Raw genomic sequence first — 24,670 nt, 5'->3', positions numbered from 1 at the left:
GCGCGTTTACGCCTCTTCCCTATACGCACGTATCAATTCTCCGGCTTTTCCTTTATAATAAAATGAATGAAAAAGGATGGAACGTAATGAAGCGTAAGATTGCCAAAGGACTGATGGCGGCGTCCGTTCTGATCTGCTGTCTGTTTTTGGTGAAAGAAGTGTTTGCCGGGCGTTTTTTTCCGCTGTACGAAACAGAAGCGGAATCGGCAAGCATACCGCCGCGTGCCGTCAACAGCCTGTCGGTTTCATCGGAACAGACGGATGTGAAAATCATCGCGGAAGCGCGGAATGATATCGCGGCAAACATGACGGGACCGGCGGGGAAAATGTTTGTCCAAAACAGGGGAAAGACCCTCAATCTTAAAGCGAAGGAGAAAGGGTTCCAATTTCTGAATCTCTTTCAGCGCCCTCTGCTGATTGTCCGCATTCCGTATGATTATCATCGGGACATCACCGTCCATACATCAAACGGCAGCATTGCCATTGACGGAAACAAGGGGCTGTCTCTTGCGCACCTCGGCGTCCGTTCTGTAAGCGGGAATATGTCGCTGAAGCACGTGAAGACGGATGTGTTTGAAGCGAAGGGGCTGTCGGGCAATCTCACAGCAGCAGGCCTTGCGGCAAAAACGGGGGATGTCCGCTTATCCTCGGGACATGTCGGGCTTCAACATGTGGCGGGGGCCCTTGACGTGCGGGTCGCTTCCGGCAGTGTCGACGCCTCGCTTGAGACGGCGGATGCTCCCGTATCCGTCAGGCTTGCGAGCGGCAGCGCAGCGATCAGCATGCCGAAAGACGGAAGTTTTACGGTGAACGCCGAGACGGCAAGCGGAAGGATTCAGCCGTCTTATTCCTTTGAGAAAACGAGTAAGGACGGCGGGGCATTCACCGGTATGAAGGGCAGCGGCGCCAGGCCGATTGATATAAAAGTGACGAGCGGCAATATTGCACTGCAATAGTCAAGGAAAGGAGGGGCAAGCAGCTGATGGCAAAAAAACAGATTCTCGGACTTATCATCGCCTTATTAGGCGTCAGCATGTTTTTGCGTATTATCGGCATCGGCGACTTCTTGTTTTGGCCGCTCTTTTTTCTGATCACAGGCTATATTTTTAATAAATATTCCCGCGGCTGGCTCGGCTCCGTCCTGTATATCTTCGCCGCTTTTTTATTTTTGAGAAACCTGTTCAGCGCCACCTTTAACCTGTTCGGCTATGCCTTCGCCGCCTTTCTCATATACGCGGGCTACAGGCTCCTGAAAGGAAAGCGCGTGTATGAACATAAAGAGAAGAAAATCAATCTTGAAAAAGAAGAGCAGCCAAAGCCTTCCGCCCAGACGGAAAGCAGACAGCCGGACCTCCGCAGCTTTTTTATCGGCGAGCTGCGGATGATGAAGGACCCGTTTGAGCTGAATGATTTAAATGTTTCCGGATTCATCGGCGATGTGAAAATTGATTTGTCAAAAGCGATGATTCCCGAAGGAGAAAGCACGATGACCATCAGCGGTGTCATCGGCAATGTCGATGTGTACGTCCCGCCGGATATCGAAGTGTCCGTCAGTTCATCGGCTTTTATCGGCGATATGAACCTGCTCGGCTCTAAGAAAAGCGGCATGAGCCCGAATCTTTATAAAGTATCGTCTGAGTACGGCGACTCGCCGCGGCGGATTAAAATTTCAATTTCGTTATTCATCGGCGATGTGGATGTGAAGTATTTATGAGGAAAAAATTACTCGCCAATATTCAGTGGCGCGCCATGCGGATGACCGCGGGGCTCAGTCTGCTCCTTTGCGCGGTGTTTATTACGCTGATGCTGCTGTATTACGGGCTTGACCCGATGCTGCTGTTTTCTTCCGGCTGGTTCGGTATTCCGTTTGTGGTCATCCTGCTTCTGGCGTCTCTTTCGGCCGGATTGATTTCCGGTTATGTATACGGAGGCCGCCTGAAAACAAGAATGGATACACTGATTGAAGCGGTTTTGAAATTTGAAAACGGCAATTTTGCTTATCGGGTGCCGCCGCTCGGCGATGATGAAATCGGTCTGGCGGCAGATCAGCTCAACGAAATGGCCAAGCGGGTCGAGCTCCAAGTCACATCGCTGCAAAAGCTCTCCAACGAGCGGGCGGAATGGCAGGATCAAATGAAAAAATCGGTCATCACTGAAGAACGCCAGCGGCTGGCGCGCGATCTGCACGATGCCGTCAGCCAGCAGCTCTTTGCCATTTCTATGATGACATCCGCCGTCTTAGAGCAGGTGAAAGATGCGGATGACAAAATCGTCAAACGGATTCGCATGGTTGAACATATGGCGGGGGAAGCGCAAAACGAGATGAGAGCGCTGCTATTGCATCTGCGGCCCGTCACTTTAGAAGGAAAAGGCTTAAAAGAAGGGCTGATTGAGCTGTTAAAAGAGTTCAAAGCGAAGCAGCCACTGGATATTGAGTGGGACATCAGCGATACGGGTGTGTCAAAAGGCGTTGAAGACCATCTGTTCCGCATCGTGCAGGAGGCGCTTTCCAACGTTTTCAGACATTCAAAGGCGACCAAGGTCACCGTCAGACTCGGCGCGAAACATCAAAAGCTGCAGCTTAAAGTCATTGATAACGGGGCGGGTTTTACGATGGATCAAGTGAAAGCATCCTCATACGGCCTGCATTCCATCAAGGAAAGAGCGAGTGAAATCGGCGGCATAGCGGAAATTATCTCCGTAAAGGGAAAAGGCACGCAGATCGACGTGAAAGTCCCGATTTATCAGAAAACAAAAGGAGAGAACGACAGTGATTCGAGTGTTACTGATTGATGATCATGAGATGGTCAGGATGGGTCTGGCCGCATTTTTAGAAGCACAGCCGGACATTGAAGTCGCCGGTGAAGCATCAGACGGGCAGCAGGGCGTCGATCTGGCCGCAGAGCTTTTGCCGGATGTGATTTTAATGGACCTTGTCATGGACGGCATGGACGGCATCGAAGCGACAAAACAGATCTGCGCGAAACTCAATGACCCGAAAATCATCGTGCTGACGAGCTTTATTGATGACGACAAAGTGTATCCGGTGATCGAAGCGGGAGCGCTCAGCTATTTGCTGAAAACGTCCAAGGCGGCAGAAATAGCCGAAGCCATCAGAGCGGCTGCCAAGGGCGAACCGAAGCTTGAATCGAAGGTGGCGGGAAAAGTGCTGTCAAGGCTGCGCCATTCAGAGAATCAGCTTCCGCATGAAACGCTGACAAAAAGAGAACTGGAAATCCTCTGTCTCGTCGCGGAAGGCAAGACGAATAAAGAGATTGGTGAAGAGCTGTTCATTACGATTAAAACGGTAAAAACCCACGTTACGAATATATTGTCAAAGCTTGATGTCAGTGACCGCACGCAGGCAGCCGTATATGCCCACCGCAATCATCTCGTGACATAAGAAAAGGAGAGCGGCGCCAGCACACTCTCCCGAAGACAGGGTCATTGGGACATTCCCTTTGTTCCGAAATCCCTGATGGCGACTTTGACTTTGTATTCAATATCCGATTCACTGAAGTGATGGTCCCAGTCCGAGGATATCTTTTTCCATTTATCGGGATAATGAATCCGGACTTGATCGCCTAACCCGGTAATATCCACTTTCAACTCATGCTGCATGTAATCAATGAATGCCATGACATCTGAATGAATGCTGCGTTTTACCGCGTTTTTGATTTCATTTATATAGGACTCCTTGAAGGAATCTTCTTTCGGATTCCAATCCTCAGACAGACGGCCTTCAACAAACCGGGTGACGATAAACTTGAATTTTCCGTGTTTATATTGTGTTTTCACATTATATTTGCTGGAAAATACTTCGAAGGATAAATAATGATTGTCATGCTTTGCAAACGTGACGCCCCCCTTTACCGTGCCTGTGAACAGGTTCATATTCTGGACTTGTAAAGGCGTTAAATTCGCATACCAGAAATTATTTTTAATAATAGTAGCGCCCCAGATTTCCAGTCTGCTGCCCACTTGGCGCACTTGAGGAAGGGCAAAGGTCTCGCCTTTGGCGATTTTCTCGGATATTTCCCCCAATGTCACGGGCTCCATCATCCGGATGGTGACCGAATTATTCTCCGTTAAGTCATAGATCGTATTTGACGCAGGTTCTCCCTGGTCACTGATTTTGAAAATATCTTTCGTTTTATCCGGCACCGTCATCACATTGCAGCTTCTTCTCGTACCGTTGTCCCTGATAAATTGGTTCATCAATGCGTCAAGCGGAATGTTATCCTTTAACAGCGCTTCGGAAAACAGCATGATACGCAAGTGCTGGGAGAATGCGGGGTGATTTTTTAACGATGCCGTTCTTAATGCTTGATGGACGGTTTCCCCGGGAGTGGACGTTACTTTTGTCGTATCGCCTGACGACGACTGCTGGGAACTTGCTTTTTGCGGGATCAGAATCTGCTGTGTCACTTCTACATTTTCTTCCTCGGGTTTATCGAGCCCGACCCCGATAACGAGGCTCAAGTCTTCTAAATTGCGGCTGTCCCAGCACCCGGCCAAAAGCAATGTGCAAAATATGATTACGATGTATTTCTTCATTGCGCTTTTTTCACCTTCCTTTTCACAGCGACGACTGCAAATATCAGTAAAGGCAGCAAAAAGAAAACCAAGAAGATATAGCCGAGAATATCACTGAACAGCATCAGCTTGTTCGCATCCTTTGGCATCAATGACCCCAAGAATGTCGCAATCCCGACGAAGATGACGCCCTTTTTCTGCTTCAGCCCGAAAATTTTATGAAGGCCTGATGTCGCGAAATATCCGTATGATACATAGGTGGCGAAAAATTGGATAATCCAGACAACAAGCAAAAAGGACTCGAACCTTTCAATAAAAAGCCCTTTGATTTCAAATGATTGAAAGAGCGCGATCGTAGGCCAGATCATTGTTTTGACATCCTGGGTGGTTAAGGCGCCGACGACGAGCACGTAGGTAATAATGTATAAAATAATCGGGATGCCAAAGCCCATGGCCGACATGCTGAACGTGTGCTTTTTATTTTTGAGGTACTCGGGGAGAAACAGCATAATCTCAATCCCCAAAAAGGAAACAGAAACGACGGTCAAGGAGGCCATAACGGGAGAAAACCCCTGTCCGAGCACCGGCCGCAGGTTGTCGATATCAAATATTTTAAAGCTGAAAGAAAACACCACCAGCAAAATAATAATCGTAATCGTTAAATAGAAAGGAAAGAGCCTGCCGATATCGCTCATGCCGCCGATAATTAAATAAACGGAACAGGCAATAAAGATAAACAGCGTGACCGGCACGGGCGTTCTTTCCAATAAAAAGAACTTGACCATTTCCGCCATCGCCCGGGCTTCGAAGCTGGCGACTCCTATAAAATAGAGACAGATCATCAGATTGACGATATTTCCCGCCCATTTGCCGAGTCCTTCATTCATATAATCAAATAATGATCCGTACTGATGCTTTTTCATAATGAGCGTATTGAGATAAATCAAAAAGATAAAGATGACGCCTTCCAGACATAACGCGATCCAGCCGTCCGGCGAATTTGCCCTGGATGACAGCGCCCGCGGCATGGTGAGAAGCCCCGCGCCGAGCATCGTGTTTGCAATCAATGCTGTCCCTTGATAGCTTGTAAGCTTATTGTGAGTTGTTTTCTGGCTCATTTATGTTTTTCGCCTCTTTTGGTTGATTTTTAATAGGGAGACGGAGAATAGAGTCGTTTGCGTTTTTTAAGCTGAAAAATCCATTCGGCGAGAAATACGGAGAACCGAAGCTTCGCTGTCTCGATAAATGAGTGTAGATCGCCAGCATAAATAAAATCATGCCGTACAGCCCGAAAGCTGCCGCGGTAAACATCGAAATAAAACGGAGCACACGGAACGACAGACCCATCCCGTACTGCGGCACCGTAAATGAAGCGAGCGCGACAATGCTGACCACGATGACCATGATGGAGCTGACAATATTCGCTTCAACGGCCGCCTGGCCGATGACGACTCCGCCCACCAATCCGATCGTCTGGCCGAGCGGGCTGGGAAGCCTCAAGCCCGCTTCCCTCAGCAGCTCGATCGTAATTTCCATCACCATCGCTTCAATAATAGGCGGGAAGGGAACGTTTTCTCTGTTCGCCGCGATGGTGACTGCAAGCGACGTCGGCAGCAGCCCTTGGTGAAACGAAACGAGGGCGATATAAATGGACGAAAAAAACAGCGTAATAAAAATAGACGTAAACCGCAGCACCCGGATGAGCGAGGCGGAAATCCACCGTTCATAATAATCATCGGGAGACTGCATTAAAATTCCTAAAGAAGCCGGGACCACCAGCGCAAACGACGAATTGTCGACAAGGATGGCGACGCGGCCGTTGAACAAGGCGGAAGAGACTTTATCAGGCCGTTCCGTATTTTGTATTTGCGGAAAGGGCGAATACTTATTATCCTCAATAAGCTCCTCAAGCGTTCCGGAATCCTGGATGTCGTCCATCTTCACTTCGCTGAGGCGCTTTACAACATCGCTGACGACAGACGGGTCCGCCTTATCATCTATGTACATGACCGTGGCGTATTTTAACTTATTTTCTCCGATCGGAACCTTTTTCGTTTTCAGCTTCGGATGGTTCGTGCGCTGCCTGATCATGGCGACGTTTGTATCAGAATCTTCTATGAAGGCGATTTTCGGACCTCTTACGACCTTTTCGGATGTGGGTTCATTCACGCTTCTTTTTTCTCTTTTTCCCGTGGACAAAATGTAAACGCTGTCAAGTCCGTTAATAAACACGGCGCATTTTCCACGCAGAATGGAGATGACTGCTTCCTTCGACGTAAAGACGGGGCGGGCGTCGATCTTATCAAGACGTTTCGTCACCGTATCCAGCGTCAGAGTGTCTTCCTCCCGAAGCAGCGTTTCCATCGCCTCTTTTATTTTGTCTTCGTCGTTCATTTCACTCAGATACATATAATAAAAAACAAGCCCGTTCGGAAGCATCTTTTTATTTTGAACCAGGTCATCATTCTGCTCTACGTGGGGAAGCACCAGTGCCAGATTAACGTGTATGTATTCCTTGAATTCCGATTGCGCCATCGACAGTCACCCGCCTTCCAATCCTTAATTGAGGTTATCTTTTCCTGTTAAAAAAATGATATACTATGATAAAGTATTTAATGGTACAAGTTTTTTTATGAAAGCGGAGGAGAGATGTGGCACAAGTCAGACTGGCAGGAAATGCCGAAGAAATTGAACAGCTCATCAAATCATTTGAAGCGCATTACGAAGTGGCTTACACGTCGAAAGAATACCGTAAAACAAATCCGAAGTATAAATACTCAAAGGATTCGCGCGTCTATCTTGAGCTGAAATTAAAAACGGCCAAGGCCGAAAAATAAAAAGGGTTTCATCTGTTACTGGCGAATAATACTCAGGGTGAAGCAACTGTTATGGAGGGATACATAAATGGACTACAGAATTGAAAAAGACACCATGGGAGAAGTTAAAGTTCCGGCAGATAAATTTTGGGGCGCTCAGACACAGCGCAGCAAAGAGAACTTCAAAATCGGTTCAGAAAAAATGCCTCAGCGTGTTGTGAAGGCGTTTGCAATATTGAAAAGAAGCACAGCGATCGCCAACGAACGCCTCGGCAACTTAGAGTCTGAAAAAGCACAGGCGATTGCCGCTGTATGTGACGATGTTTTAAACGGCAAATACGACGATAATTTTCCGCTCGTTGTCTGGCAGACGGGAAGCGGCACGCAAAGCAACATGAACATGAATGAAGTGGTGGCCAACCGCGCGACTGCTTTATTGAAAGAAAAAAATTCCGAGCTGAAGATTCATCCGAATGATGACGTTAACCGCAGCCAAAGCTCAAACGATACATTCCCGACGGCGATGCACGTTGCGGCGGTTCTTGCCGTATATGAGCAGCTCGTTCCGGCGCTTGATCAGCTGCGCGCGACGCTTGATGAAAAAGCGAAAGCTTATCAGGATATTGTGAAAATCGGACGCACGCATTTGCAGGACGCCACTCCGCTGACGCTCGGACAGGAAATCAGCGGCTGGGTATACATGCTTGACCGTTCGAAAGAAATGATTCTTGAGTCAACGGAAAAAATCCGCGCGCTTGCCATCGGAGGCACGGCAGTCGGCACGGGAATCAACGCCCATCCGCAGTTCGGTGAATTCGTCGCGGAAGAAATCACAAAAGTAACGGGGCAGACATTCAAGAGTTCGCCTAACAAATTCCATGCGCTGACAAGCCATGATGAAATCACTCACGTTCACGGCGCGTTAAAAGCATTGGCTGCCGACTTGATGAAGATTGCCAACGATGTCAGATGGCTGGCCAGCGGCCCGCGCTGCGGAATCGGCGAAATCGTCATTCCTGAAAATGAGCCGGGAAGCTCTATCATGCCGGGCAAAGTCAACCCGACGCAAAGTGAGGCGCTGACAATGATCGCCGCGCAAGTGATGGGAAATGACGCGACAATCGGATTTGCGGCCAGCCAAGGAAACTTCGAGCTGAATGTCTTCAAACCGGTTATTATTTATAACTTCCTGCAGACCGTGCAGCTGCTCAGTGACGGAATGAATTCCTTCCATGACAAATGCGCTGTCGGTATTGAGCCGAACCAAGAGACGATTCAGGAAAATCTCTCTAACTCATTAATGCTTGTTACGGCGCTTAACCCGCACATCGGTTATGAAAACGCCGCGAAAATCGCCAAGCTTGCCCACAAAGAAGGCCTGACGCTGAAAGAAGCGGCATTACAGCTGAACCTTCTGACAGAAGAACAATTTAATGAAATGGTGCGTCCGGAAGATATGGTGCACCCGAAAGCATAAAAAGAAAGAACGGCTGCAGTCATTGCGGCCGTTCTTCTAAATAAACTGCTGTTTCAGTAAAAATCTGAGCTGTTCTGCATCTTCAGCCAGCAGGTCGGATTCCTTCAAATTCAAAATCATTCCTTTGATGATTGCCGGTTTCGGCGACTTTTTCTTCATTTCCGCTTCCAGAATATCCAAGCTCTCGGTGAATTCAGATGCTTGCGCCTTGTCCATCGTGCCGATACGCGTGCGGAGGGTCTGCAAGATCGATTGGCTTAAAGGATCGGGCTGCCCGTTATGAAGGGGCCCAAACAGTGAGCTTGCCTCATCAAGAGAAATAAACGCTTCATCATGTCTGTCCGCCATTCCGTTTACGATGTCATCAATTCTGTGAATCACGGTATTTGCCAAAAGCGAAGGCTGTACGGACCGGCCGGTCAGAATGAGATATTCAAGATACATCTGACTGATTCCTTCTATTAAAAAACAAAGCTCGGCTGTGTATGGTTCAGCTTTTTCTCCGTAAATAGCAAGAAGACTGTCGATATGAAACTGCAGGATCGACCGGCGGATTCTCTTTCCGCACTGCGCCGCTTCTTCGGTATAAGGAAGTGAACCGTCTTTCATCTGCATGGTAATAAAATCCTGATGGGCGAGAATCGATTCGTAAAACACCGCAAGCTGTTTTTGATAAGCGGCTCTCGGACTGTCACCCTCCGTTTGGATCGTCGTGATTCGGGTAAACGTTTTATCATAGTAGTAATTCAGCATGGATAGAAGCAGTGCTTCTTTGGAAGGAAAGTATAGATAAAAAGCGCCTTTTGAGATTTTGCATTCATCGGCGATTTCCTGAACCGATGTAGATTTGTACCCTTTTCGGGCAAACAGTTTAATTGCTGCTTCAATGATCAGCTTTTCTTTTTCCTTCAATGGTTCCACCCTTTCGGAGCCAGGAGGCTGGCTTGTGCTTCTTATGTATGACTATATGGTCATATTGATATTCCGTAAATTTAACCTGATTGTAACTTGTTTTTTTGTTTTGTTTTATTTATATTATAAAGTGAGCTGACCGAATGGTCAAAGTTCTGGCGAAAGGGTGAATCTGAAAATGAAAGAATTAGATGAAATGATCAGCCGCTTGCGAAACAGAGGAATTAAAGTCGAAAAGGTGAAATATCCGAAAAAGACAATTTGTGAAAAGAAATGGGTTCATCAATGCCAAAAACCGCTGAAAACAAACTACAGAGATTTTAACGGCTACTCCTTCACATAAAAAAAGACTGCAATGAAACACTACAGTCTACTTTGGTACGATAATTCGGTAGATTACACCCGATTGGCCATTTTCAATTGAAATTGATGCTTTATGCAGGGTTAAAATCCGTTTTACGATGCTGAGTCCTATGCCGAACTCGCCTTTCTTCCCTTTATTAAAAGGCTCGTACAAGCTGGATAGCATCTCATCCTCAATCGGAGGCCCGTCATTTTTAACCGTCATGACAATCTGCTGCTGATTTTGGCTGATCCGAATGTGAATCGCCGTTTCTGCATAGCGGATTTGATTTTCGAGAATGTTTTCAAGAAGTTTGCTCCATTGTTCCGGATCACCGGGCATCATTAATGCATCTTCTGTTTCAACGGTCCACGATAATTCCTTCCGGGCCCATTTGAGCCGTTCAATGACTTCTTCCGTGACCTTCACAATGTCAAATGTCTCATGGTGCACCCGCTGCTTCATTAAATAATCAAGCTTCGTTAAATATAATAAATCCTTAATTTTCTTCTCAAGTTTTTCTGCTTCGCCTTCAATGACATCAATTGTGGTTTCCAGATCCCCCTTAGGAAAAATCCCGTCCTTTATTGATTGATTATAGCCCCTTATCACCATAACAGGCGTTTTTAAATCATGAGAGATATTTTGCAGGAGTGTTCTTTCCGTTTCATCCTTTTGCACCAGCTTGCTCCGCATGTCTTCAATGGTATGGCCTAATTTTCCGATTTCGTCTTTCCTGTCGACGATGACCGGATCATCCCAATCCTGTTTTGAAATCCGTTTGACATGCTTCTCTAAGGAAACGAGCGGGCGCGAGAGATATTTGGCAAGCCAAATCGCCGGAATCCAGCTTAACAAAATCACGCCGGCAATGATAAAGAGCAGCTGCTTGAACAGGGTGAATGCCAGATCATCACGATAGGAATCAAGGGCGTAAGACAGCATCATCGCATCCTGGCCGTTAATGGTGAGGCCTTTTTTAATGACGAAAAATACTTTTTCACCGCTGATGTCCGCGCTGTATCGTTTCGTGACGCTGTGCTGGCGGCCCGCGAGCTTGTACACTTTATGGATAAAGGAAGAAGAAAAGTAGTTCAAGTCTTTGTCACTGGCCGATTCCTCCCGTTCCGGCAGAAGAACGTGCTGAACGGATCGGAAAGTCGTCGGAGCGGTCGCATCCTCGCTGTAATATCCCCGCTCGATCGATCCGGGCAGCCGGTACTCCGTCAGTACATGCTGTTCATTTTCAATGGTCGTATACGTTTCATCCGTGAAAAAATTACGCAGCGTATTTGAGAACAACACGAGCAGCAGAATCGAAATGGCTAAGAGGATGCCTGAGATGACCACCCATATTTGAAAAGCAAGCGGCTTATTTTTCATGACGTCATCATCCTGTAGCCGAATCCGTAAATGGTCTCAACCTTTAACTCCGGCATTTTTTTCCGCAGCCTCCGCACAAGATCATCGACCACCCGGTCAGTGCCGAAATAATCATGGCCCCATATTTTCAGCAGAATATCTTCCCTGGAAAAGGGGTGTCCTTTATGGTGAAGAAATAAAAGCAGCAGATCAAATTCCTTAGACGTCAAATTGACCAGGCTGCCGGTTTCATCATAAACCTCTCGGGCATCTTCGATCACATTGTAGGAAGAAACGGTGATGCCGGTTTTCTTTGCGGCGGGCTGTTCTTTATACACGAGCTCCAGCAGCTTCTGGACCCGTATAATAAGTTCTCTCGGCAAAAAGGGCTTGGCGATATAATCATTGCTTCCGAGCTCCAATCCGAGGACTCTGTCAATATCCGCATCCCGCGCGGAAATGAAAATAACCGGCACATCGGGATCTTTTTCTTTTATTTCTTTTATCAATGTATAGCCGTCCGTATCCGGAAGCATGATGTCAAGAATCCACAAGTGGGGAGACGGCTGCATCTGCTTTCTGGCATCTTCGCCTTTTGTGAAAGATGTAATGTTCCAGCCTTCATTCTCTAAATATTTTGTGAGCAGTTCATTCAGGTTATCCTCATCTTCAACTAGATAAATGGTGTATGACAAGGCATTTCACATCCTTTCAACGTCATTATACTAGTTTTAACACACTCAAGCCGCATTTTCATAATTTCACATATTCTTTTCATTTTTATCCCACAATGTTTGTTTATGATGTGTATAAGGGAAGAAAGGAAGAAAAAAAGCGGGGAAGATAACATGTTCAAACACATTTTGTTTTGGAGCTTTGCTTTTCTCCTTATTATTGGGACAATAGAACTTGTACATGCGATGAATATGTAATCGATAGAATGAAAACATGCTGAAGGAGTGTGCGTGAATATGAATGATCATCGAGATGACGGCAGAAGCCGCGATCAGTCAGATCTTTCACATACGGAACAAAACAGAAATGAACAGCAGCAGATCAGCCATCAGGAGCCCGAGCTGCTCGAAGGGCCCGTCTCGAAAGAAGCGGAAAACGAGACGGCGGCCGGTACGGAATTTGAAAAAACGGCTGCCGTGAAAAAAGAAAAAAAACGGAGAGCCGCTTGGCTGAGCCCGATTTTAGGCGGCATTATCGGCGGCGGCCTCGTGCTTGGCATTGTGCCAAACCTGCCGAGTGAGCAGCATAAGACAGAAGCCGTTTCTGATACGAAACAAGTTCAGTCTTCGAATTTTACGTCAACGCCTTTGAAAAATACCTCAAGCGTAGCGGATATGGTAGAAGATTTGGAGCCTGCGATTGTCGGAGTGTCCAACTACCAAGCTTCGCAAAGCAGCCAGTTCGGACTTGACGGCGGTTCAAGCTCTGAAACGGAAAGCGGCACGGGGTCAGGCGTCATCTTCAAAAAAGACGGCGAAAAAGCGTACATCATTACAAACAATCATGTCGTAGAAGGTGCGAACAAACTGTCGGTCACTCTTTACAATGGGAAAACCGAAACGGCAAAGCTTGTCGGAAAGGATGCCATCAGTGACTTGGCTGTATTGGAAATCAGCTCGTCCAATGTCAAAAAAGCGGCCAGCTTCGGGGATTCCTCCAAGCTCCGCATTGCCGATAAAGTGATTGCCATCGGCAACCCGCTCGGCCAGCAGTTTTCCGGCACCGTCACACAAGGTGTCATCAGCGGGCTGAACAGAACGGTAGACGCCGATACATCCCAAGGCACAGTGGAAATGAACGTGATTCAGACGGATGCGGCGATTAACCCCGGAAACAGCGGCGGCCCGTTAATCAACTCAAGCGGCCAAGTTATCGGGATCAACAGCATGAAAGTCAGTGAAAACGGCGTGGAGTCACTCGGCTTTGCCATTCCGAGCAATGATGTAGAACCGATAGTCGACCAGCTGCTTGCAAAAGGAAAAGTCGAGCGCCCATTTTTAGGTGTGCAGATGATTGACATGGCGCAAGTGCCGGAAACTTATCAGGAAAACACGCTCGGACTGTTCGGCGACCAGCTGTCTAAGGGTGTTTACGTAAAAGAAGTGCAATCCGGCTCGCCGGCTGCGAAAGCGGGCATCAAATCAAATGACGTCATTGTACAATTGAACGGCAAAGATGTCGGCAGCAGCGCCGATATCAGACAGATCTTATATAACCAGCTGAAAATCGGCGATAAAACGACTGTTCAAGTGCTCAGAAGCGGAAGCAAAAAGACGCTGAACGTCACATTAACAAAACAAACCGAAAGCGCAAGCTGAACGCATAAAAAAGCTGAACCTGCAACTGAGGTTCAGCTTTTTTCGTTATTCTCCCAAGTAGGCTGACAGCATCCACACGTGCTTGTCCGCTTCTTCAACTAATCCGACAAACAGGTCGGCAGTTGACGGGTCATTTTGTTCCTCGGCGATGCCGATGACAAATTTTGATTCGCGGCTGATTTGTTTATAGTCTTGAACCAGTGATTCCACCATTTCAGAAGCCGTTTTTTCCTGGCCTTCATCCGTAATGGAAGCTTGTTCAAGGTAAGTGTGTAAAGTCGCCGCAGGCTGTCCGCCGATGGCCAGAAGACGCTCTGCGATGGCATCCGCCGTTTCCGCCGCTTCGTTATACAGTTCTTCAAATTTTTCATGAAGCGTAAAGAAATGAGGGCCTTTTACATACCAATGGAAGCGGTGCAGTTTAGAGTAAAGGATAAACCAGTTTGATAATTGTGTGTTCATTGATTTCTCAACAAGAGTTTCAGTTTTTTTCGCGTTTTGTGTATTCATATTCATCGTCCTCCCTGTGATCTGTTAATTTAATTATACTACATATCAAATAAAAATCAATACTAAATTATAATAATTATAATTTAGGTTTAAGTGAACAGCTTTTTCTTCACAACAGATTCCCAGGCGGACCACGAGAAGAGTGAGCGGAAAGCCAATGCCAGCTTAACGCCCCTGCCGATCGGATACCGCAGTTTCTTCAGCCGTTTCCTTTGTGCCAATTGATAAATCAGCTCCGCTACGTCATCAGGATCGCCGCTTTTGGATGCGTTGGCTTTGAAGTAAGCTTCGATTTGCTGATAATAGCGGTAATAGGGCGAATCTTTGGCGGGTGCCGTAAGATGATTGGAGAGAGACGTCTCCCAAATAGACGTTTTATAGGAGCCCGGTTCTATTAAAGCGGCATCAATTCCTAAAGGCAGCAGTTCGAGGCGCAGACACTCTGTAAATCCTTCAACCGCGAATTTGGAAGAGACGTACGGAGATAGAGCCGGGAAACCGGTCAGTCCGCTGATACTGCTGATATTGAAGATTTTCGCCCCGCCATGTTTTCGCATATAAGGCAGCACGGTTTTTGTGACGTGAATCAGACCGAATACATTCGTTTCATACTGCTGTCTGTAATGTTCCATCAGCACATCGTCAATAAACCCCCCGTACGCAGAGCCGGCGTTATTGACGAGCAGGTCAATCGGTCCGAAACCGCTGATGGTGTTCCCGAAGTCAGACACCGACTGCTCATTTGTCACATCTAAAGAGACGACCGTAACATGTTCGGATGCACCCGCTTGAGCGGCGGCCTCTTTCAGTATTTCAGCTTTCTCCGGCTGTCTGGCTGTTGCGATGACGTGATAGGACCGGGCGAGCTTCAGCGCTGTCAGCAGCCCGAATCCGCTCGTCGCGCCGGTTACAATGGCAATTTTTCTGTTCATCTTATAATCCTCCCCGTTTGTTCTTATCTCATAGTGTATAACATCTCGCGGAAAGAAGGAGAAATCGTTCGGAAATATGTCAGAATTGTTTTATAATGGAGTCAGCTTCGGATAGAAAGGGGTAAAGAAAAGATGGCATTAAAGGGATTGAAGGAAACATGGGATTTAAACTCCATTTTTGAGGGCGGGAGCCGGTCGGAAGAGTTTCAGCAATACATACAAGAGCTCAAAAAGCATCTAAGTGCTTTTCAACATGCGGTTGAAGCGTTTACAGTTCCGGCGCATGCGGATGAAAGCCGGGAGCTGATCAATCTGATTGATAGGTTTGAACGGTCAGCGATCATGATCAGGCAGGCAGGAGCGTTCGTCGGCTGTCTTCAGGCTCAGAACACTCATGATCAGAAAGCGAATGAATGGAGGGCGCGGATTAATCAGCTGAGCAGTGATTTTAAATCCGCTCTGGTCACCCTTGACGATACACTTGCCCGGATTGACGAGCGGGTCTGGGAGGAGCTGCTGCAAAAACCGGAACTTCAGGATCTCACATATGTTTTAAATGAGAGAAGAGACCGTGTCAAAGAGAAGCTCAGCGCTTTAGAAGAAAGGCTGATTGAAGGCCTGGCCGTTGACGGCTATCACGCATGGGGCGACCTGTATAATGCGGCTGTCGGCAGAATGAAGATTCCGTTTGAGGATAAAGAGCTGTCGGTCGGCCAAGCGGAAAATATGATGGCGCACCCGGACCGCCGCATCAGACGCCAAGTGTTTAAAGAGCTTAATGAAGCTTGGAAAGGAGAAGAGGAGCTTTTCGGCAGCACGCTGAACCATCTGGCCGGCTTCCGCACGGAAATCTATAAAGCGCGGGGCTGGAAAAGCGCTTTGGAAGAGCCGCTTGCGATCAACCGGATGAAAAAAGAAACGCTGGATGTCATGTGGCAGGTCATTACCGATCATAAAAAGCCTTTTGCCGAATACCTGAATCGAAAGGCATCTCTTTTAGGGCTTGAGCGGCTGAACTGGTATGATGTGGACGCGCCGATCGGCGAGGCTCCGAAAGAATACACATTTGATGAAGCGGCCAATCTGATCGTCAGCCAATTTTCGACGTTTGGCAAAAAGCTGTCCGCGTTTACGGAAAAAGCGTTCCGCGATCGGTGGATAGAAGCGGAAGACCGCAGCGGCAAACGGGTCGGCGGTTTCTGCACCAGCTTTCCCGACAGCGGGGAATCCCGGATTTTTATGACGTTTTCCGGAAGCGCTTCGAATGTATCGACGCTGGCGCATGAGCTCGGTCACGCGTTCCATCAGGAGGCCATGCTTCAAGTGCGGCAGCTGAACAGAGCCTACGCTATGAATGTCGCTGAAACAGCCTCGACCTTTGCGGAAATGATCGTCGCCGACGCCGCTTTGAAACAAGCGGAGACAAAGGATGAAAAGCTGTTCTTGCTTGAGGATAAAATTCAAAGAAGCGTAGCCATGTTTATGAATATTCATGCGAGATTTTTATTTGAAACGCGTTTTTATGAAGAGCGCAAGCAGGGCGTCGTTCCGGCTGAGAAACTGAATGAACTGATGGAAGCGGCGCAGAAAGAAGCGTTTTGCGATTCATTAGGGGAATACCACCCTCATTTCTGGGCGTCAAAACTGCATTTTCATATTACGGGAGTGCCGTTTTACAACTTTCCGTATACGTTCGGTTACTTATTTTCGCTTGGAATATATGCAAGAGCTCTTCGGGAAAAAGCGGATTTTGAAGAAAAATATATCGCGCTTTTGTGTGACACGGCTTCGATGACTGTTGAGGATTTGGCGATGAAGCACCTTGGAGCGGATCTGACGGAACGGTCGTTTTGGGAAGACGCGGTCCGCCTTGCCGTACAGGATGTGCAGGAATTTTTAGAGCTGACTGAATGATAATCTGGAGATGAACCGGCCGGAGTGTTACCGCTCCGGTTCTTTTTTGTTTAATGAATGACAGCCGCCTCCCTTGGAAATACCTAAAAACGATCGGAATGGAATGGGAGTGAATCGCATGAAATGGTTCAGGACGGCGGGCGTTTTATGTCTTACGCTGATGCTGATTGCCGGCTGCCGATTGAATGAAGAAAAACGGGAAGCGGAACAAGACAGCACACCCGTGTCATCCGCGAAGCCGGTTCCTTACAGCAGCTTTTCCCTTCGCGTCAGTTACGGAGCCGGAGAGCATAACCGCTATGAAGGTTTGTATGAAAGAAAAAGCGGTCATGAAAAGGCGGACATCCGGGACAAGCTCTCAGGGGTTCACAGAGAGGGCGAGGAAGCGCTTGATGAAATGAAGATGATCCTCGGAGAACTTGCCGTAAACAGCCGGATGCAGGAAAGCGAGGTCGTCCGGCAGGTGCTCTCGGCTTTTAATTTAGACAGCTGCTATGACCATTTTTATTTGAAACTGAAAAAGAATGACGGAGAAATGACGGAAATAAAAAAATAACCGCCGTCCGCTGCTTTTTTGCCCAAAACTAATTGATAATGATATTCAGAGTCATTAATTTCTGTTACAATATAATCATGATCTCACGTTGAATGTCTAGGCAATTTGTTTATATACATAGTGTTGGGAAACTCAAAAAAGGAGCGGTTAGCGGTATGAGTGCAATTTCTACAGAGACGCTGAGCTTAGGATACGGAGAAACTGTTATCATTGACGAATTGGATGTCGCGATTCCAAAAGGCGAAATCACTGTATTGATCGGAAGCAACGGCTGCGGAAAATCGACGCTTTTACGTTCATTGGCCCGGCTGATGAAACCGAGGGGCGGTTCTGTGCTTTTAGAAGGAAAAGCCATCGCTAAGCTTCCGACGAAGGAAGTGGCAAGAGAGCTCGCTATATTGCCGCAGAGTCCGTCAGCTCCCGAAGGCCTGACGGTGCATCAGCTTGTGAAGCAGGGAAGATACCCTTATCAAAGCTGGCTGAAGCAATGGTCCAAAGAGGACGAAGACGCAGTGGCAAAAGCGCTTAAAGCGACGAAGCTTGAGGAAATGGCCGACCGTCCGGTAGATTCCTTGTCAGGCGGACAGCGCCAGCGCGCATGGATTGCGATGACACTCGCTCAGGATACGGATATCATTCTGCTTGACGAGCCGACAACCTATCTCGACATGACGCATCAAATTGAAATTCTTGATTTGCTGTTTGAATTAAATGAAAAAGAAAAACGCACAATCGTCATGGTGCTGCACGACCTCAATCTGGCATGCCGTTATGCCCATTATCTGGTCGCCATTAAGGATAAACAGATTTACGCAGAGGGCCGTCCCGAAGAAGTCATCACTTGCGAGCTTGTACAGCAGGTCTTTGCGATGAACTGCCAGGTAACGCAAGATCCGCTGTTCGGCACGCCGCTTTGCATTCCGCACGGACGCGGCAGATGTATCGTGCAGGAAGCGGCCCTCACCGCCCGATTGTCATAATCATGAAAAAGGGAAGGGAACGGTATGGAAGAGAAACTGCAGCAGCAGCTGGACGGCCTGCTTGAAAAATACACGGAACTATTGCTTGGCGAAACAAACCCGGATGTAAAGGAAGAAGTCAGGCAGTGGATTTTGTATACACACATCGCAAAAAGCATGCCTCCGCTCGTCAAACATTGGAATCAATCCTACCCGGACGCCAAAGAGGGCATCAAAGCTGCGATACAGCATATTAAACAGCTCAATGAAGCACACAGAAAAAAACAATAAAAAAGCTTTCGGCATCAAAGAGAAGTGCCGGAAGCTTTTTTTGCTGAAAAGGAATCAATAAAGGCGCCGTTCAATTCATAGCGAAGACCATTAATGTAACTAATACACCCGTTTGTTAACGTATATTTCTTCCGCTTGCTGAACCAAGAAAAAAGGACCGCCGCAGCAATCCCTTTCTCTCTTTCCTATATATCACATTTCCTTTCCGATACGTAATAACTCTTCAAATGCTTTTATATTTGTATCAAAATTGGGCACTGTTTGAGATTCCTCGGCACATTTGACTTGTGCTACAACCAAATCATGAAAAGGTGTTGAAATGCCAGTACCTTCTGCCATTTTGGGAATAACTCCATTAATATAATCAATTTCAGTTTTGCGTTTTTTCTCAAGATCCTGGAGCATACTTGCTCTTAGCAGCCTAGATGGTTCCATGGCTGACCTAAATGTTTGGATACGTTCAGGAATATCATTTTCACTTCTTAATTCCAAAGATTCTAAATCAAGGCCGCCCATTTTCGCAAATTTGACACCATTGGCGTGTCCAACCTTAATCGTCTCATCTGCGATATGGACTGCACTAACAATGCCGATTTCATGGTCAAGAATGTCTCCGTATTCTCCGTTTAATGCTGCCGATAAACCACTGAATGCATTATTGATAAGTAATTTTGACCACTTCGTTCCAACTAAATTATCGGAAATATGTGTTCCGCCGATAAGGTCTAAAACCGATTTAATACGCTGAATTCTTTCTGTTGTTTCACCATGTAATTCTCCAATTTGAAAAGCGTACTCTTTAAATTGAGTATACTCAGTTGTAAGTCTGGATACGCCCGGCTCAATAAACGTAGCACCAAATTCAACAGAACCTGCAATAACACGTTCATCACCAACGATCGAAGCAACTTTCTGTTCAGGTATACCGTTTTGCAAGGAACATACTACACTGTCATCCTTTAAAAAAGGCAGCAACTCTTTAAGAATGGAGTCATTATATAATTGTTTCGTCAGAAGTAATATGAAATCATACTTGCCTGACTTGTTTTCAGGGGTGATGGCTTTCACCTTTGCTTGAAATTCCGTTGTACCAACTACTTTAGCACCTATTTGATTTAGAGTATCTACATGTTCTTTGTACGAATCAATCAATTCGACATCCATTCCGCCAGCAGACAGATATGCTCCAACAATGGTTCCTAAAGAACCTGCTCCTAAAACTGCAATTCTCATTGTAAACGTCTCCTTATTTTTCCTCTAAGTAGTTATAAACCGGCTGTGCTGCATTTAAGGTTAAATCTGTAAGGATATGAGATGCTGAAACGACTTCTAATACAGGCAAATCTGCAAGCGGTGCCAGAGCATGTTCAAATAATTGAAGCCGCGCCGGTCCAGTCCAGGCACCTTTAACTTCTATATTCGTTATTTGCGTTCGCACCAAATCACAAACCCTTAAATCACCATTGTAATCAGTAGCAATCTTCACCATAAAATTAGGTCGGCAAATTTCCCTTTTCGCTTTTTCCTTGTCCATTTCGAAATGTTTATATCCCATAGTCGCAGCTGCCACACGAAGACTGCCATAATCTAATGTGCCAACAAGAGTATCAGAGTCTATATACAGCTTAGGGGCACCCAATTTCTTTGGATATGCAGTAAGTTCCCGTCCGCTTGCAATAGCCGGGAAATTGTCTACATACATAGAATGTACATAATCCCCTTCTTCACCATTAAAGCTGACAGGGATGACTTGTCCCGCCTCTGTATAGGCACCAAGTCCGGAAACATCGGGCATCCACATCACTTCGAATTTCACTAAAGGTTCAGTAATTTCAAGAGGTTCCGGCACTGCCGCACGTAAAGCTTTTTCATCCGTTCGGTAAATAATATTAAGATATTCCCGGTTAACAAATTTATAGGTTGGGATAGGATAAGCAGGAGCCGTTAGTGGCGTATTTAAATTTTTTGCTATATCTTTCACATCAATTTTCATTGAATGACACCCTTTCCTTTACTGGTCGAGATTATAAAGCTGGATCAAGGTGTGGCGTTGCTTCCTATTTCAGTTTGCAGAACATTGGGGCTGAATTTTATAAAAGTGACTGATCACTCTGCTTCATATCCAGTCGGCTTATCTTGGTTAAGACATAAGCTGTTATCTTCTTCGGTAAGAAATTTTCGTGACTTTATTATGTCGTACTATAAAGATAACTATGAAATGTTTAAGGTTTATTAAAGGGTTTCATCATTATTTTTTTGAATTTTTCCCCCAATTCCAATGAGGCGGAAGACTGGCCATTCCCAGATGATATAAAAAAATCCCGCGGCATGGGACTGACCCCATAAGATGAGACAAATAAAAACACCTTCAAGTTTGAATACGGATGATTGTTAGCCGAAATTAGACTTGGAGGTGTTTTTTCTATGGGGACAAGAGTGAGTTATCCGGTTGAAGTGAAACAGAAGGCTGTAGAAATGAGATTGGCAGGCGTACCTATGAAAGAGATCCTGCAGGAGTTGAATATTAAGAATAAGACACAGGTTCAGACATGGGTTAGATGGTATAAGGCTGGTGATACACATCGATTCGAACAGCCTGTTGGAAAGCAATACACTTACGGAAAAGGTCCGGAGTATTCTTCCGATTTAGAGAAACTGCAGGCAGAGATTCGTTACCTGAGACAACAGAATGAAGTTTTAAAAAAGTACAACGAATTGGAAAGGAAGTTGATAGCGAAACGTCAGTCGAACTTGTAGAAATATTGCACAGCACAATGACCGTACAGGATATCTGTATTCATTTAGGTATCTCTCGAGCGTCTTATTATCGTTGGAAGAAGAATCTGATGAAGGATCATCCCAAGCGCCATTTGGAAAAACAAATCGGCACGTTGTGCCGAGAGCACAAGTATCGATATGGATATCGAAAAATCACAGCCATACTAAAAAAGAGAATGTGTATTAACCATAAAACGGTTCAACGTATTATGCAGAAAAATCAATGGCAGTGTCGGGTTAAGGTGAAAAAGCGCAAGAAGGATGGGCAGCCATATGCCGTGGTCGATAATATATTGGATCGGAACTTTCAGTCTGATCGTCCTCTTGAAAAACTAGTAACGGACATCACATATTTGCCTTATGGACAGAAACAATTGTACCTTTCCAGTATATTAGATTTATACAATGGAGAAGTGATTGCTTTTACTATTGGGGATAAGCAGGACACAGCCTTTGTCTTAGACACACTTGATCAGCTACCAATGCTGCCTGAGAACTGCGTGTTACATAGTGACCAAGGTTCTGTGTATACATCTTACGAGTATCAAAAAGCTGTTAAAACAAAAGGCATTACCATGAGCATGTCCCGCAAAGGGACGCCCGCTGATAATGCCTCCATCGAATCGTTTCATTCCTCGCTAAAGTCTGAAACGTTCTATCTTAACAGCATTGATCGAACTACGACTGCCATCGTAGAACGCACTGTCATAGAATACATTCATTATTATAACAATATTCGTATTCAAACCAAACTAAACAACCAATCACCGATAAACTATCGGCAATTGGCTGTTTAAAAGGTGTTTTGACCCCTGTCTCAAAAACGGGGGGCAGTCCCGCATCCGCGGGATTTTTCTTTGTTAAACGGCTTTCGCCTTTTCTTCTTGTTTGCCTGTCTTTTTGTTTGTCAGTTTAATTGATTTAACAAACAGCGTGAGGATCAATCCGGCAGCGATAAAGGCCAGGCCTGTGAAAAACACGCTGTGAAGCGAATCCATCAGTGACGTTTTCAAAACCGGCACGATATGGGAAGAAAATGCGGCCGGAATCTGCTTAATCGATTCCTGGCTGAACAGGGATTGAAGCAGCCCTTCAGGATTCTTGTCAATCATACCTTTAAACTGGGCGGCAAAGGCACTTGCCTGTTTCGGCAGTGAGTCTAAGTAAGGCACCAGTCTGTCGGTTAAAAGGCTTCCTGATCTGGCATTCATGACAGCGCCGAGCACCGTAATGCCGAACGTTCCCCCGATCATCCGGAAAAATTGGCTTGAAGAGGTCACAACACCCAGCTCTTCTTTTGAAAACGTTTCTTGCAGAGCGAGTGTGAGAAGCGGCATGACGAGCCCCATTCCCAGACCGATCACGGCCATATAGCACGTCGCCGCGAGCTTGCTTGTATCCAGCTGCAATGTCGTTAATAAGAAGAAGCCGACGGCCATGATCAGCATGCCGATCATGATTTGCGGTTTAATACCGATCTTATAAACCAGCTGGCCTCCGATAATACTTGTGATAATCATAGATACCATCATCGGCGTCATAATCGTTCCGGACGCGGTGGCGCTGACTCCGATAATTCCCTGCATAAAGAAAGGAACGAACGTAACGGCGCCGAACATGCCGATACTCATGAAAAAGCCGATCAGATTCAGTACGGTAAACGTTCTGTTTTTAAACAGGTACATCGGCAGAATCGGCTCCTTTGCTTTGATTTCAGCGAAAATGAATCCGACAATCCCGGCAAGCGCAAGCGCAAAGAGACCGAGAATCTGCCAAGAGCCCCATGCGTAATCCTTTCCTCCGAAGCTGAGCGCGAGGAGGAGGCTGACGATTCCGACGATCATTGTGAAAATGCCGGCGATGTCAAAGTTAATCGGCCCAGTCTGTTTTCTGCCTTGAAGTCCTCTTGCGATAAAGATCACGGCTAAAATTCCGACAGGCAGGTTGATATAGAAAACCCATTTCCAATTTAATGAGTCAACAATCCAGCCCCCGATTTGCGGGCCGATCACGGAAGCAAGCCCGTAAATCGCCCCGAAAAGCCCTTGGAACTTGGCACGCTGTTTTCCTGTGAACAAATCCCCGATGACGATCATAGCCATCGGCATCATGACACCGCCGCCGATTCCCTGAAGTCCGCGGAAAATAATCAGTTCCGTCATGTTGCTGGCCATTCCGCACAGTGCGGAAGCTCCCATAAAAATCAATAAACCTGACACATAGACGACGCGGCGTCCCAATAAATCTGCAAGTTTCCCCGCAATCGGAACGATCGTCGTCGAAGTTAAAAGATATGCCGTGGTCAGCCACGTCATCATGCTTAATCCCCCGAGGTCACCCACGATTTTAGGAATCGCCGTTCCTACGATGGTGCCGTCAAGGGCTGAGAAAAACATGGCGATGATTAAGCCGGTTATCAATAATGTGCGTTTTGGATCTTTCTTTTCAATGCTCATGTTTCGGCAGCTCCTCTATTCTATTCGTTTTCTTTTTGATCAGCCGCGTATTTCTCGGCGGCTTCCGCTACTTTGCGGATGATGTTCACGGACTGAATCAGTTCATCGTCAGTCAGAACGGACAGGTTTCGCGCCAGTATCGCTTTCCGTCCTTCCACAACATCTTCGAATTTTGTTTCGCCTTTTTTGGTGAGGCTGATGTCGATGACGCGTCTGTCCTGCTGGTTATGTTTGCGGACGATAAGTCCTTTTTGCTCGAGGCGGTCGGCCATCAGCGTCACTGCGCTCGGTTTTACTTCCATGCGTTCCGCAATTTCGGAAACTTTGCAGCTCCCGTGTTTTTTCAGGCTGGCTAAAACAAATAATTGGGCAGGCGTCACCTCGTGTTTTGCCATGCTTTCCACCATTTCAGGCTGTATGTTTTGCAGCAGCGTCTGAAGAGATTTCTGGATGTCAGACACATATTGATCCGCGTTTTTCATAACTCCTCCTCAT

At 46.5% G+C, this 24,670-nt stretch carries 24 protein-coding genes and 2 pseudogenes; 14 read left to right on the top strand and 12 right to left on the bottom strand.

The annotated features are described in order from the left end of the window. The first annotated feature begins 86 nt into the window (after positions 1–86). Genes NYE38_RS16280 through NYE38_RS16265 form a run of 4 tightly spaced genes read left to right on the top strand, consistent with a single transcriptional unit; the run spans position 87 to position 3,403 of the window. Positions 87–956, top strand: a complete 870-nt coding sequence (locus tag NYE38_RS16280) for a DUF4097 domain-containing protein (RefSeq protein ID WP_110085272.1) — start codon at positions 87–89, stop codon at positions 954–956. A gap of 26 nt (positions 957–982) precedes the next feature. Beyond that, entirely contained in the window at positions 983–1,714 is a 732-nt protein-coding gene (gene liaF, locus NYE38_RS16275) for a cell wall-active antibiotics response protein LiaF (protein ID WP_003151794.1), read from the top strand. Then, positions 1,711–2,793, top strand: a complete 1,083-nt coding sequence (gene liaS / locus NYE38_RS16270) for a two-component system sensor histidine kinase LiaS (protein WP_003151796.1) — start codon at positions 1,711–1,713, stop codon at positions 2,791–2,793. The genes liaF and liaS overlap by 4 nt, the downstream gene beginning before the upstream one ends. Next, positions 2,771–3,403: a response regulator transcription factor gene (locus NYE38_RS16265; RefSeq protein ID WP_017418943.1), complete on the top strand. Its 633-nt coding sequence runs from the start codon at positions 2,771–2,773 to the stop codon at positions 3,401–3,403. Before liaS ends, NYE38_RS16265 begins: the two co-directional genes overlap by 23 nt. Before the next feature lie 41 nt (positions 3,404–3,444). Here the strand turns inward: NYE38_RS16265 and NYE38_RS16260 are convergent, their stop codons facing one another. Genes NYE38_RS16260 through NYE38_RS16250 form a run of 3 tightly spaced genes read right to left on the bottom strand, consistent with a single transcriptional unit; the run spans position 3,445 to position 7,071 of the window. Beyond that, positions 3,445–4,557, bottom strand: a complete 1,113-nt coding sequence (locus NYE38_RS16260) for a Ger(x)C family spore germination protein (RefSeq protein WP_071181983.1) — start codon at positions 4,555–4,557, stop codon at positions 3,445–3,447. Next, a complete protein-coding gene (locus tag NYE38_RS16255; RefSeq protein WP_025649264.1) occupies positions 4,554–5,654 on the bottom strand; it encodes a spore germination protein in 1,101 nt (366 codons plus the stop codon). The genes NYE38_RS16260 and NYE38_RS16255 overlap by 4 nt, the downstream gene beginning before the upstream one ends. Further along, positions 5,629–7,071, bottom strand: coding sequence for a spore germination protein (locus NYE38_RS16250; protein WP_340802008.1), 1,443 nt, complete (start codon positions 7,069–7,071; stop codon positions 5,629–5,631). The genes NYE38_RS16255 and NYE38_RS16250 overlap by 26 nt, the downstream gene beginning before the upstream one ends. A gap of 116 nt (positions 7,072–7,187) precedes the next feature. Between NYE38_RS16250 and NYE38_RS16245 the strand changes: the two genes are divergently transcribed. Together NYE38_RS16245 and fumC are read left to right on the top strand one after the other, a co-directional pair. Further along, positions 7,188–7,373, top strand: coding sequence for a YvzF family protein (locus tag NYE38_RS16245; RefSeq protein ID WP_003151806.1), 186 nt, complete (start codon positions 7,188–7,190; stop codon positions 7,371–7,373). Between the two features lie 67 nt (positions 7,374–7,440). After that, positions 7,441–8,829, top strand: a complete 1,389-nt coding sequence (fumC, locus tag NYE38_RS16240) for a class II fumarate hydratase (protein WP_007410064.1) — start codon at positions 7,441–7,443, stop codon at positions 8,827–8,829. Positions 8,830–8,865: 36 nt separating this feature from the next. On the opposite strand, the gene NYE38_RS16235 is transcribed toward fumC, so the two are convergent. After that, the gene (locus tag NYE38_RS16235) at positions 8,866–9,741 is read right to left on the bottom strand and encodes a TetR/AcrR family transcriptional regulator (protein ID WP_014305782.1); all 876 of its coding nucleotides are present in this window, start codon (positions 9,739–9,741) and stop codon (positions 8,866–8,868) included. A 178-nt stretch (positions 9,742–9,919) separates the two neighbouring features. On the opposite strand from NYE38_RS16235, the gene spxO reads away from it, so the two are divergent. Continuing rightward, the gene (spxO, locus tag NYE38_RS16230; protein WP_007410067.1) at positions 9,920–10,084 is read left to right on the top strand and encodes an anti-adapter protein SpxO; all 165 of its coding nucleotides are present in this window, start codon (positions 9,920–9,922) and stop codon (positions 10,082–10,084) included. 27 nt (positions 10,085–10,111) lie between these two features. Here spxO and NYE38_RS16225 read toward each other — a convergent pair whose 3' ends face one another. Together NYE38_RS16225 and NYE38_RS16220 are read right to left on the bottom strand one after the other, a co-directional pair. After that, complete coding sequence (locus NYE38_RS16225; protein ID WP_340802011.1) at positions 10,112–11,467, bottom strand: HAMP domain-containing sensor histidine kinase; 1,356 nt, start codon at positions 11,465–11,467, stop codon at positions 10,112–10,114. Then, on the bottom strand, positions 11,464–12,141 hold the full coding sequence (locus NYE38_RS16220) for a response regulator transcription factor (RefSeq protein WP_003151813.1): 678 nt from the start codon (positions 12,139–12,141) through the stop codon (positions 11,464–11,466). The genes NYE38_RS16225 and NYE38_RS16220 overlap by 4 nt, the downstream gene beginning before the upstream one ends. Positions 12,142–12,417: 276 nt before the next feature. On the opposite strand from NYE38_RS16220, the gene NYE38_RS16215 reads away from it, so the two are divergent. Next, positions 12,418–13,779: a S1C family serine protease gene (locus NYE38_RS16215; protein WP_060561933.1), complete on the top strand. Its 1,362-nt coding sequence runs from the start codon at positions 12,418–12,420 to the stop codon at positions 13,777–13,779. Positions 13,780–13,824: 45 nt separating this feature from the next. Here NYE38_RS16215 and NYE38_RS16210 read toward each other — a convergent pair whose 3' ends face one another. Together NYE38_RS16210 and NYE38_RS16205 are read right to left on the bottom strand one after the other, a co-directional pair. Next, positions 13,825–14,289, bottom strand: a complete 465-nt coding sequence (locus NYE38_RS16210) for a Dps family protein (RefSeq protein ID WP_007410071.1) — start codon at positions 14,287–14,289, stop codon at positions 13,825–13,827. A gap of 89 nt (positions 14,290–14,378) precedes the next feature. Continuing rightward, positions 14,379–15,221 carry an oxidoreductase gene (locus NYE38_RS16205; protein ID WP_029973594.1) on the bottom strand — a complete coding sequence of 281 codons (843 nt, stop codon included), beginning with the start codon at positions 15,219–15,221 and terminating at the stop codon, positions 14,379–14,381. Between the two features lie 132 nt (positions 15,222–15,353). Between NYE38_RS16205 and NYE38_RS16200 the strand changes: the two genes are divergently transcribed. The 4 genes and pseudogenes from NYE38_RS16200 to NYE38_RS16185 all read left to right on the top strand — a co-directional run bounded on the left by NYE38_RS16200 (position 15,354) and on the right by NYE38_RS16185 (position 18,941). Further along, positions 15,354–17,135, top strand: a complete 1,782-nt coding sequence (locus NYE38_RS16200; protein WP_340802014.1) for a M3 family oligoendopeptidase — start codon at positions 15,354–15,356, stop codon at positions 17,133–17,135. 118 nt (positions 17,136–17,253) lie between these two features. Next, on the top strand, positions 17,254–17,691 hold the full coding sequence (locus NYE38_RS16195) for a YusW family protein (protein WP_340802016.1): 438 nt from the start codon (positions 17,254–17,256) through the stop codon (positions 17,689–17,691). Between the two features lie 155 nt (positions 17,692–17,846). After that, a complete protein-coding gene (locus NYE38_RS16190; protein ID WP_012118397.1) occupies positions 17,847–18,671 on the top strand; it encodes an ABC transporter ATP-binding protein in 825 nt (274 codons plus the stop codon). Positions 18,672–18,673: 2 nt separating this feature from the next. Further along, a pseudogene (locus tag NYE38_RS16185) lies at positions 18,674–18,941 on the top strand (YusU family protein). Positions 18,942–19,133: 192 nt separating this feature from the next. Here NYE38_RS16185 and NYE38_RS16180 read toward each other — a convergent pair. Both NYE38_RS16180 and NYE38_RS16175 read right to left on the bottom strand, forming a co-directional pair. Continuing rightward, positions 19,134–20,174 carry a 2-dehydropantoate 2-reductase gene (locus NYE38_RS16180; protein WP_259424524.1) on the bottom strand — a complete coding sequence of 347 codons (1,041 nt, stop codon included), beginning with the start codon at positions 20,172–20,174 and terminating at the stop codon, positions 19,134–19,136. A 13-nt stretch (positions 20,175–20,187) separates the two neighbouring features. Further along, on the bottom strand, positions 20,188–20,934 hold the full coding sequence (locus NYE38_RS16175) for an acetoacetate decarboxylase (protein ID WP_340802021.1): 747 nt from the start codon (positions 20,932–20,934) through the stop codon (positions 20,188–20,190). A gap of 24 nt (positions 20,935–20,958) precedes the next feature. Between NYE38_RS16175 and NYE38_RS16170 the strand changes: the two are divergent. Then, positions 20,959–21,177 (top strand): annotated as a pseudogene (locus tag NYE38_RS16170) (LysR family transcriptional regulator); the annotation flags it as partial. A gap of 188 nt (positions 21,178–21,365) precedes the next feature. After that, a protein-coding gene (locus tag NYE38_RS16165) for an IS3 family transposase (protein ID WP_094246999.1) occupies positions 21,366–22,516 on the top strand; the annotation gives its coding sequence in 2 pieces (ribosomal slippage) (positions 21,366–21,639 and positions 21,639–22,516; 1,152 coding nt in all). A 63-nt stretch (positions 22,517–22,579) separates the two neighbouring features. Here NYE38_RS16165 and NYE38_RS16160 read toward each other — a convergent pair. Next, a complete protein-coding gene (locus NYE38_RS16160; protein ID WP_007410079.1) occupies positions 22,580–24,175 on the bottom strand; it encodes an MDR family MFS transporter in 1,596 nt (531 codons plus the stop codon). A 20-nt stretch (positions 24,176–24,195) separates the two neighbouring features. Beyond that, complete coding sequence (locus NYE38_RS16155; RefSeq protein WP_003151828.1) at positions 24,196–24,657, bottom strand: MarR family transcriptional regulator; 462 nt, start codon at positions 24,655–24,657, stop codon at positions 24,196–24,198. Positions 24,658–24,670 lie beyond the last annotated feature (13 nt).

This window comes from Bacillus sp. EU63 (genome assembly GCF_038592915.1).
Classification (GTDB): Bacteria; Bacillota; Bacilli; order Bacillales; family Bacillaceae; genus Bacillus; species Bacillus velezensis.
The sequence above is the reverse complement of the archived record's forward strand: the minus strand, read 5'-3'. Positions and strand labels throughout refer to the sequence as shown.

What these genes read in the sequence shown, in the direction of transcription:
- NYE38_RS16180 (WP_259424524.1), bottom strand. Translation starts at nt 20,174, where the DNA reads ATGAGAATTGCAGTTTTAGGAGCAGGTTCTTTAGGAACCATTGTTGGA.
- NYE38_RS16280 (WP_110085272.1), top strand. Translation starts at nt 87, where the DNA reads ATGAAGCGTAAGATTGCCAAAGGACTGATGGCGGCGTCCGTTCTGATC.
- NYE38_RS16195 (WP_340802016.1), top strand. Translation starts at nt 17,254, where the DNA reads ATGAAATGGTTCAGGACGGCGGGCGTTTTATGTCTTACGCTGATGCTG.
- NYE38_RS16205 (WP_029973594.1), bottom strand. Translation starts at nt 15,221, where the DNA reads ATGAACAGAAAAATTGCCATTGTAACCGGCGCGACGAGCGGATTCGGG.
- spxO (WP_007410067.1), top strand. Translation starts at nt 9,920, where the DNA reads ATGAAAGAATTAGATGAAATGATCAGCCGCTTGCGAAACAGAGGAATT.
- NYE38_RS16225 (WP_340802011.1), bottom strand. Translation starts at nt 11,467, where the DNA reads ATGAAAAATAAGCCGCTTGCTTTTCAAATATGGGTGGTCATCTCAGGC.
- NYE38_RS16200 (WP_340802014.1), top strand. Translation starts at nt 15,354, where the DNA reads ATGGCATTAAAGGGATTGAAGGAAACATGGGATTTAAACTCCATTTTT.
- NYE38_RS16160 (WP_007410079.1), bottom strand. Translation starts at nt 24,175, where the DNA reads ATGAGCATTGAAAAGAAAGATCCAAAACGCACATTATTGATAACCGGC.
- NYE38_RS16210 (WP_007410071.1), bottom strand. Translation starts at nt 14,289, where the DNA reads ATGAATACACAAAACGCGAAAAAAACTGAAACTCTTGTTGAGAAATCA.
- NYE38_RS16250 (WP_340802008.1), bottom strand. Translation starts at nt 7,071, where the DNA reads ATGGCGCAATCGGAATTCAAGGAATACATACACGTTAATCTGGCACTG.
- liaS (WP_003151796.1), top strand. Translation starts at nt 1,711, where the DNA reads ATGAGGAAAAAATTACTCGCCAATATTCAGTGGCGCGCCATGCGGATG.
- fumC (WP_007410064.1), top strand. Translation starts at nt 7,441, where the DNA reads ATGGACTACAGAATTGAAAAAGACACCATGGGAGAAGTTAAAGTTCCG.
- NYE38_RS16155 (WP_003151828.1), bottom strand. Translation starts at nt 24,657, where the DNA reads ATGAAAAACGCGGATCAATATGTGTCTGACATCCAGAAATCTCTTCAG.
- NYE38_RS16255 (WP_025649264.1), bottom strand. Translation starts at nt 5,654, where the DNA reads ATGAGCCAGAAAACAACTCACAATAAGCTTACAAGCTATCAAGGGACA.
- liaF (WP_003151794.1), top strand. Translation starts at nt 983, where the DNA reads ATGGCAAAAAAACAGATTCTCGGACTTATCATCGCCTTATTAGGCGTC.
- NYE38_RS16215 (WP_060561933.1), top strand. Translation starts at nt 12,418, where the DNA reads ATGAATGATCATCGAGATGACGGCAGAAGCCGCGATCAGTCAGATCTT.
- NYE38_RS16175 (WP_340802021.1), bottom strand. Translation starts at nt 20,934, where the DNA reads ATGAAAATTGATGTGAAAGATATAGCAAAAAATTTAAATACGCCACTA.
- NYE38_RS16190 (WP_012118397.1), top strand. Translation starts at nt 17,847, where the DNA reads ATGAGTGCAATTTCTACAGAGACGCTGAGCTTAGGATACGGAGAAACT.
- NYE38_RS16260 (WP_071181983.1), bottom strand. Translation starts at nt 4,557, where the DNA reads ATGAAGAAATACATCGTAATCATATTTTGCACATTGCTTTTGGCCGGG.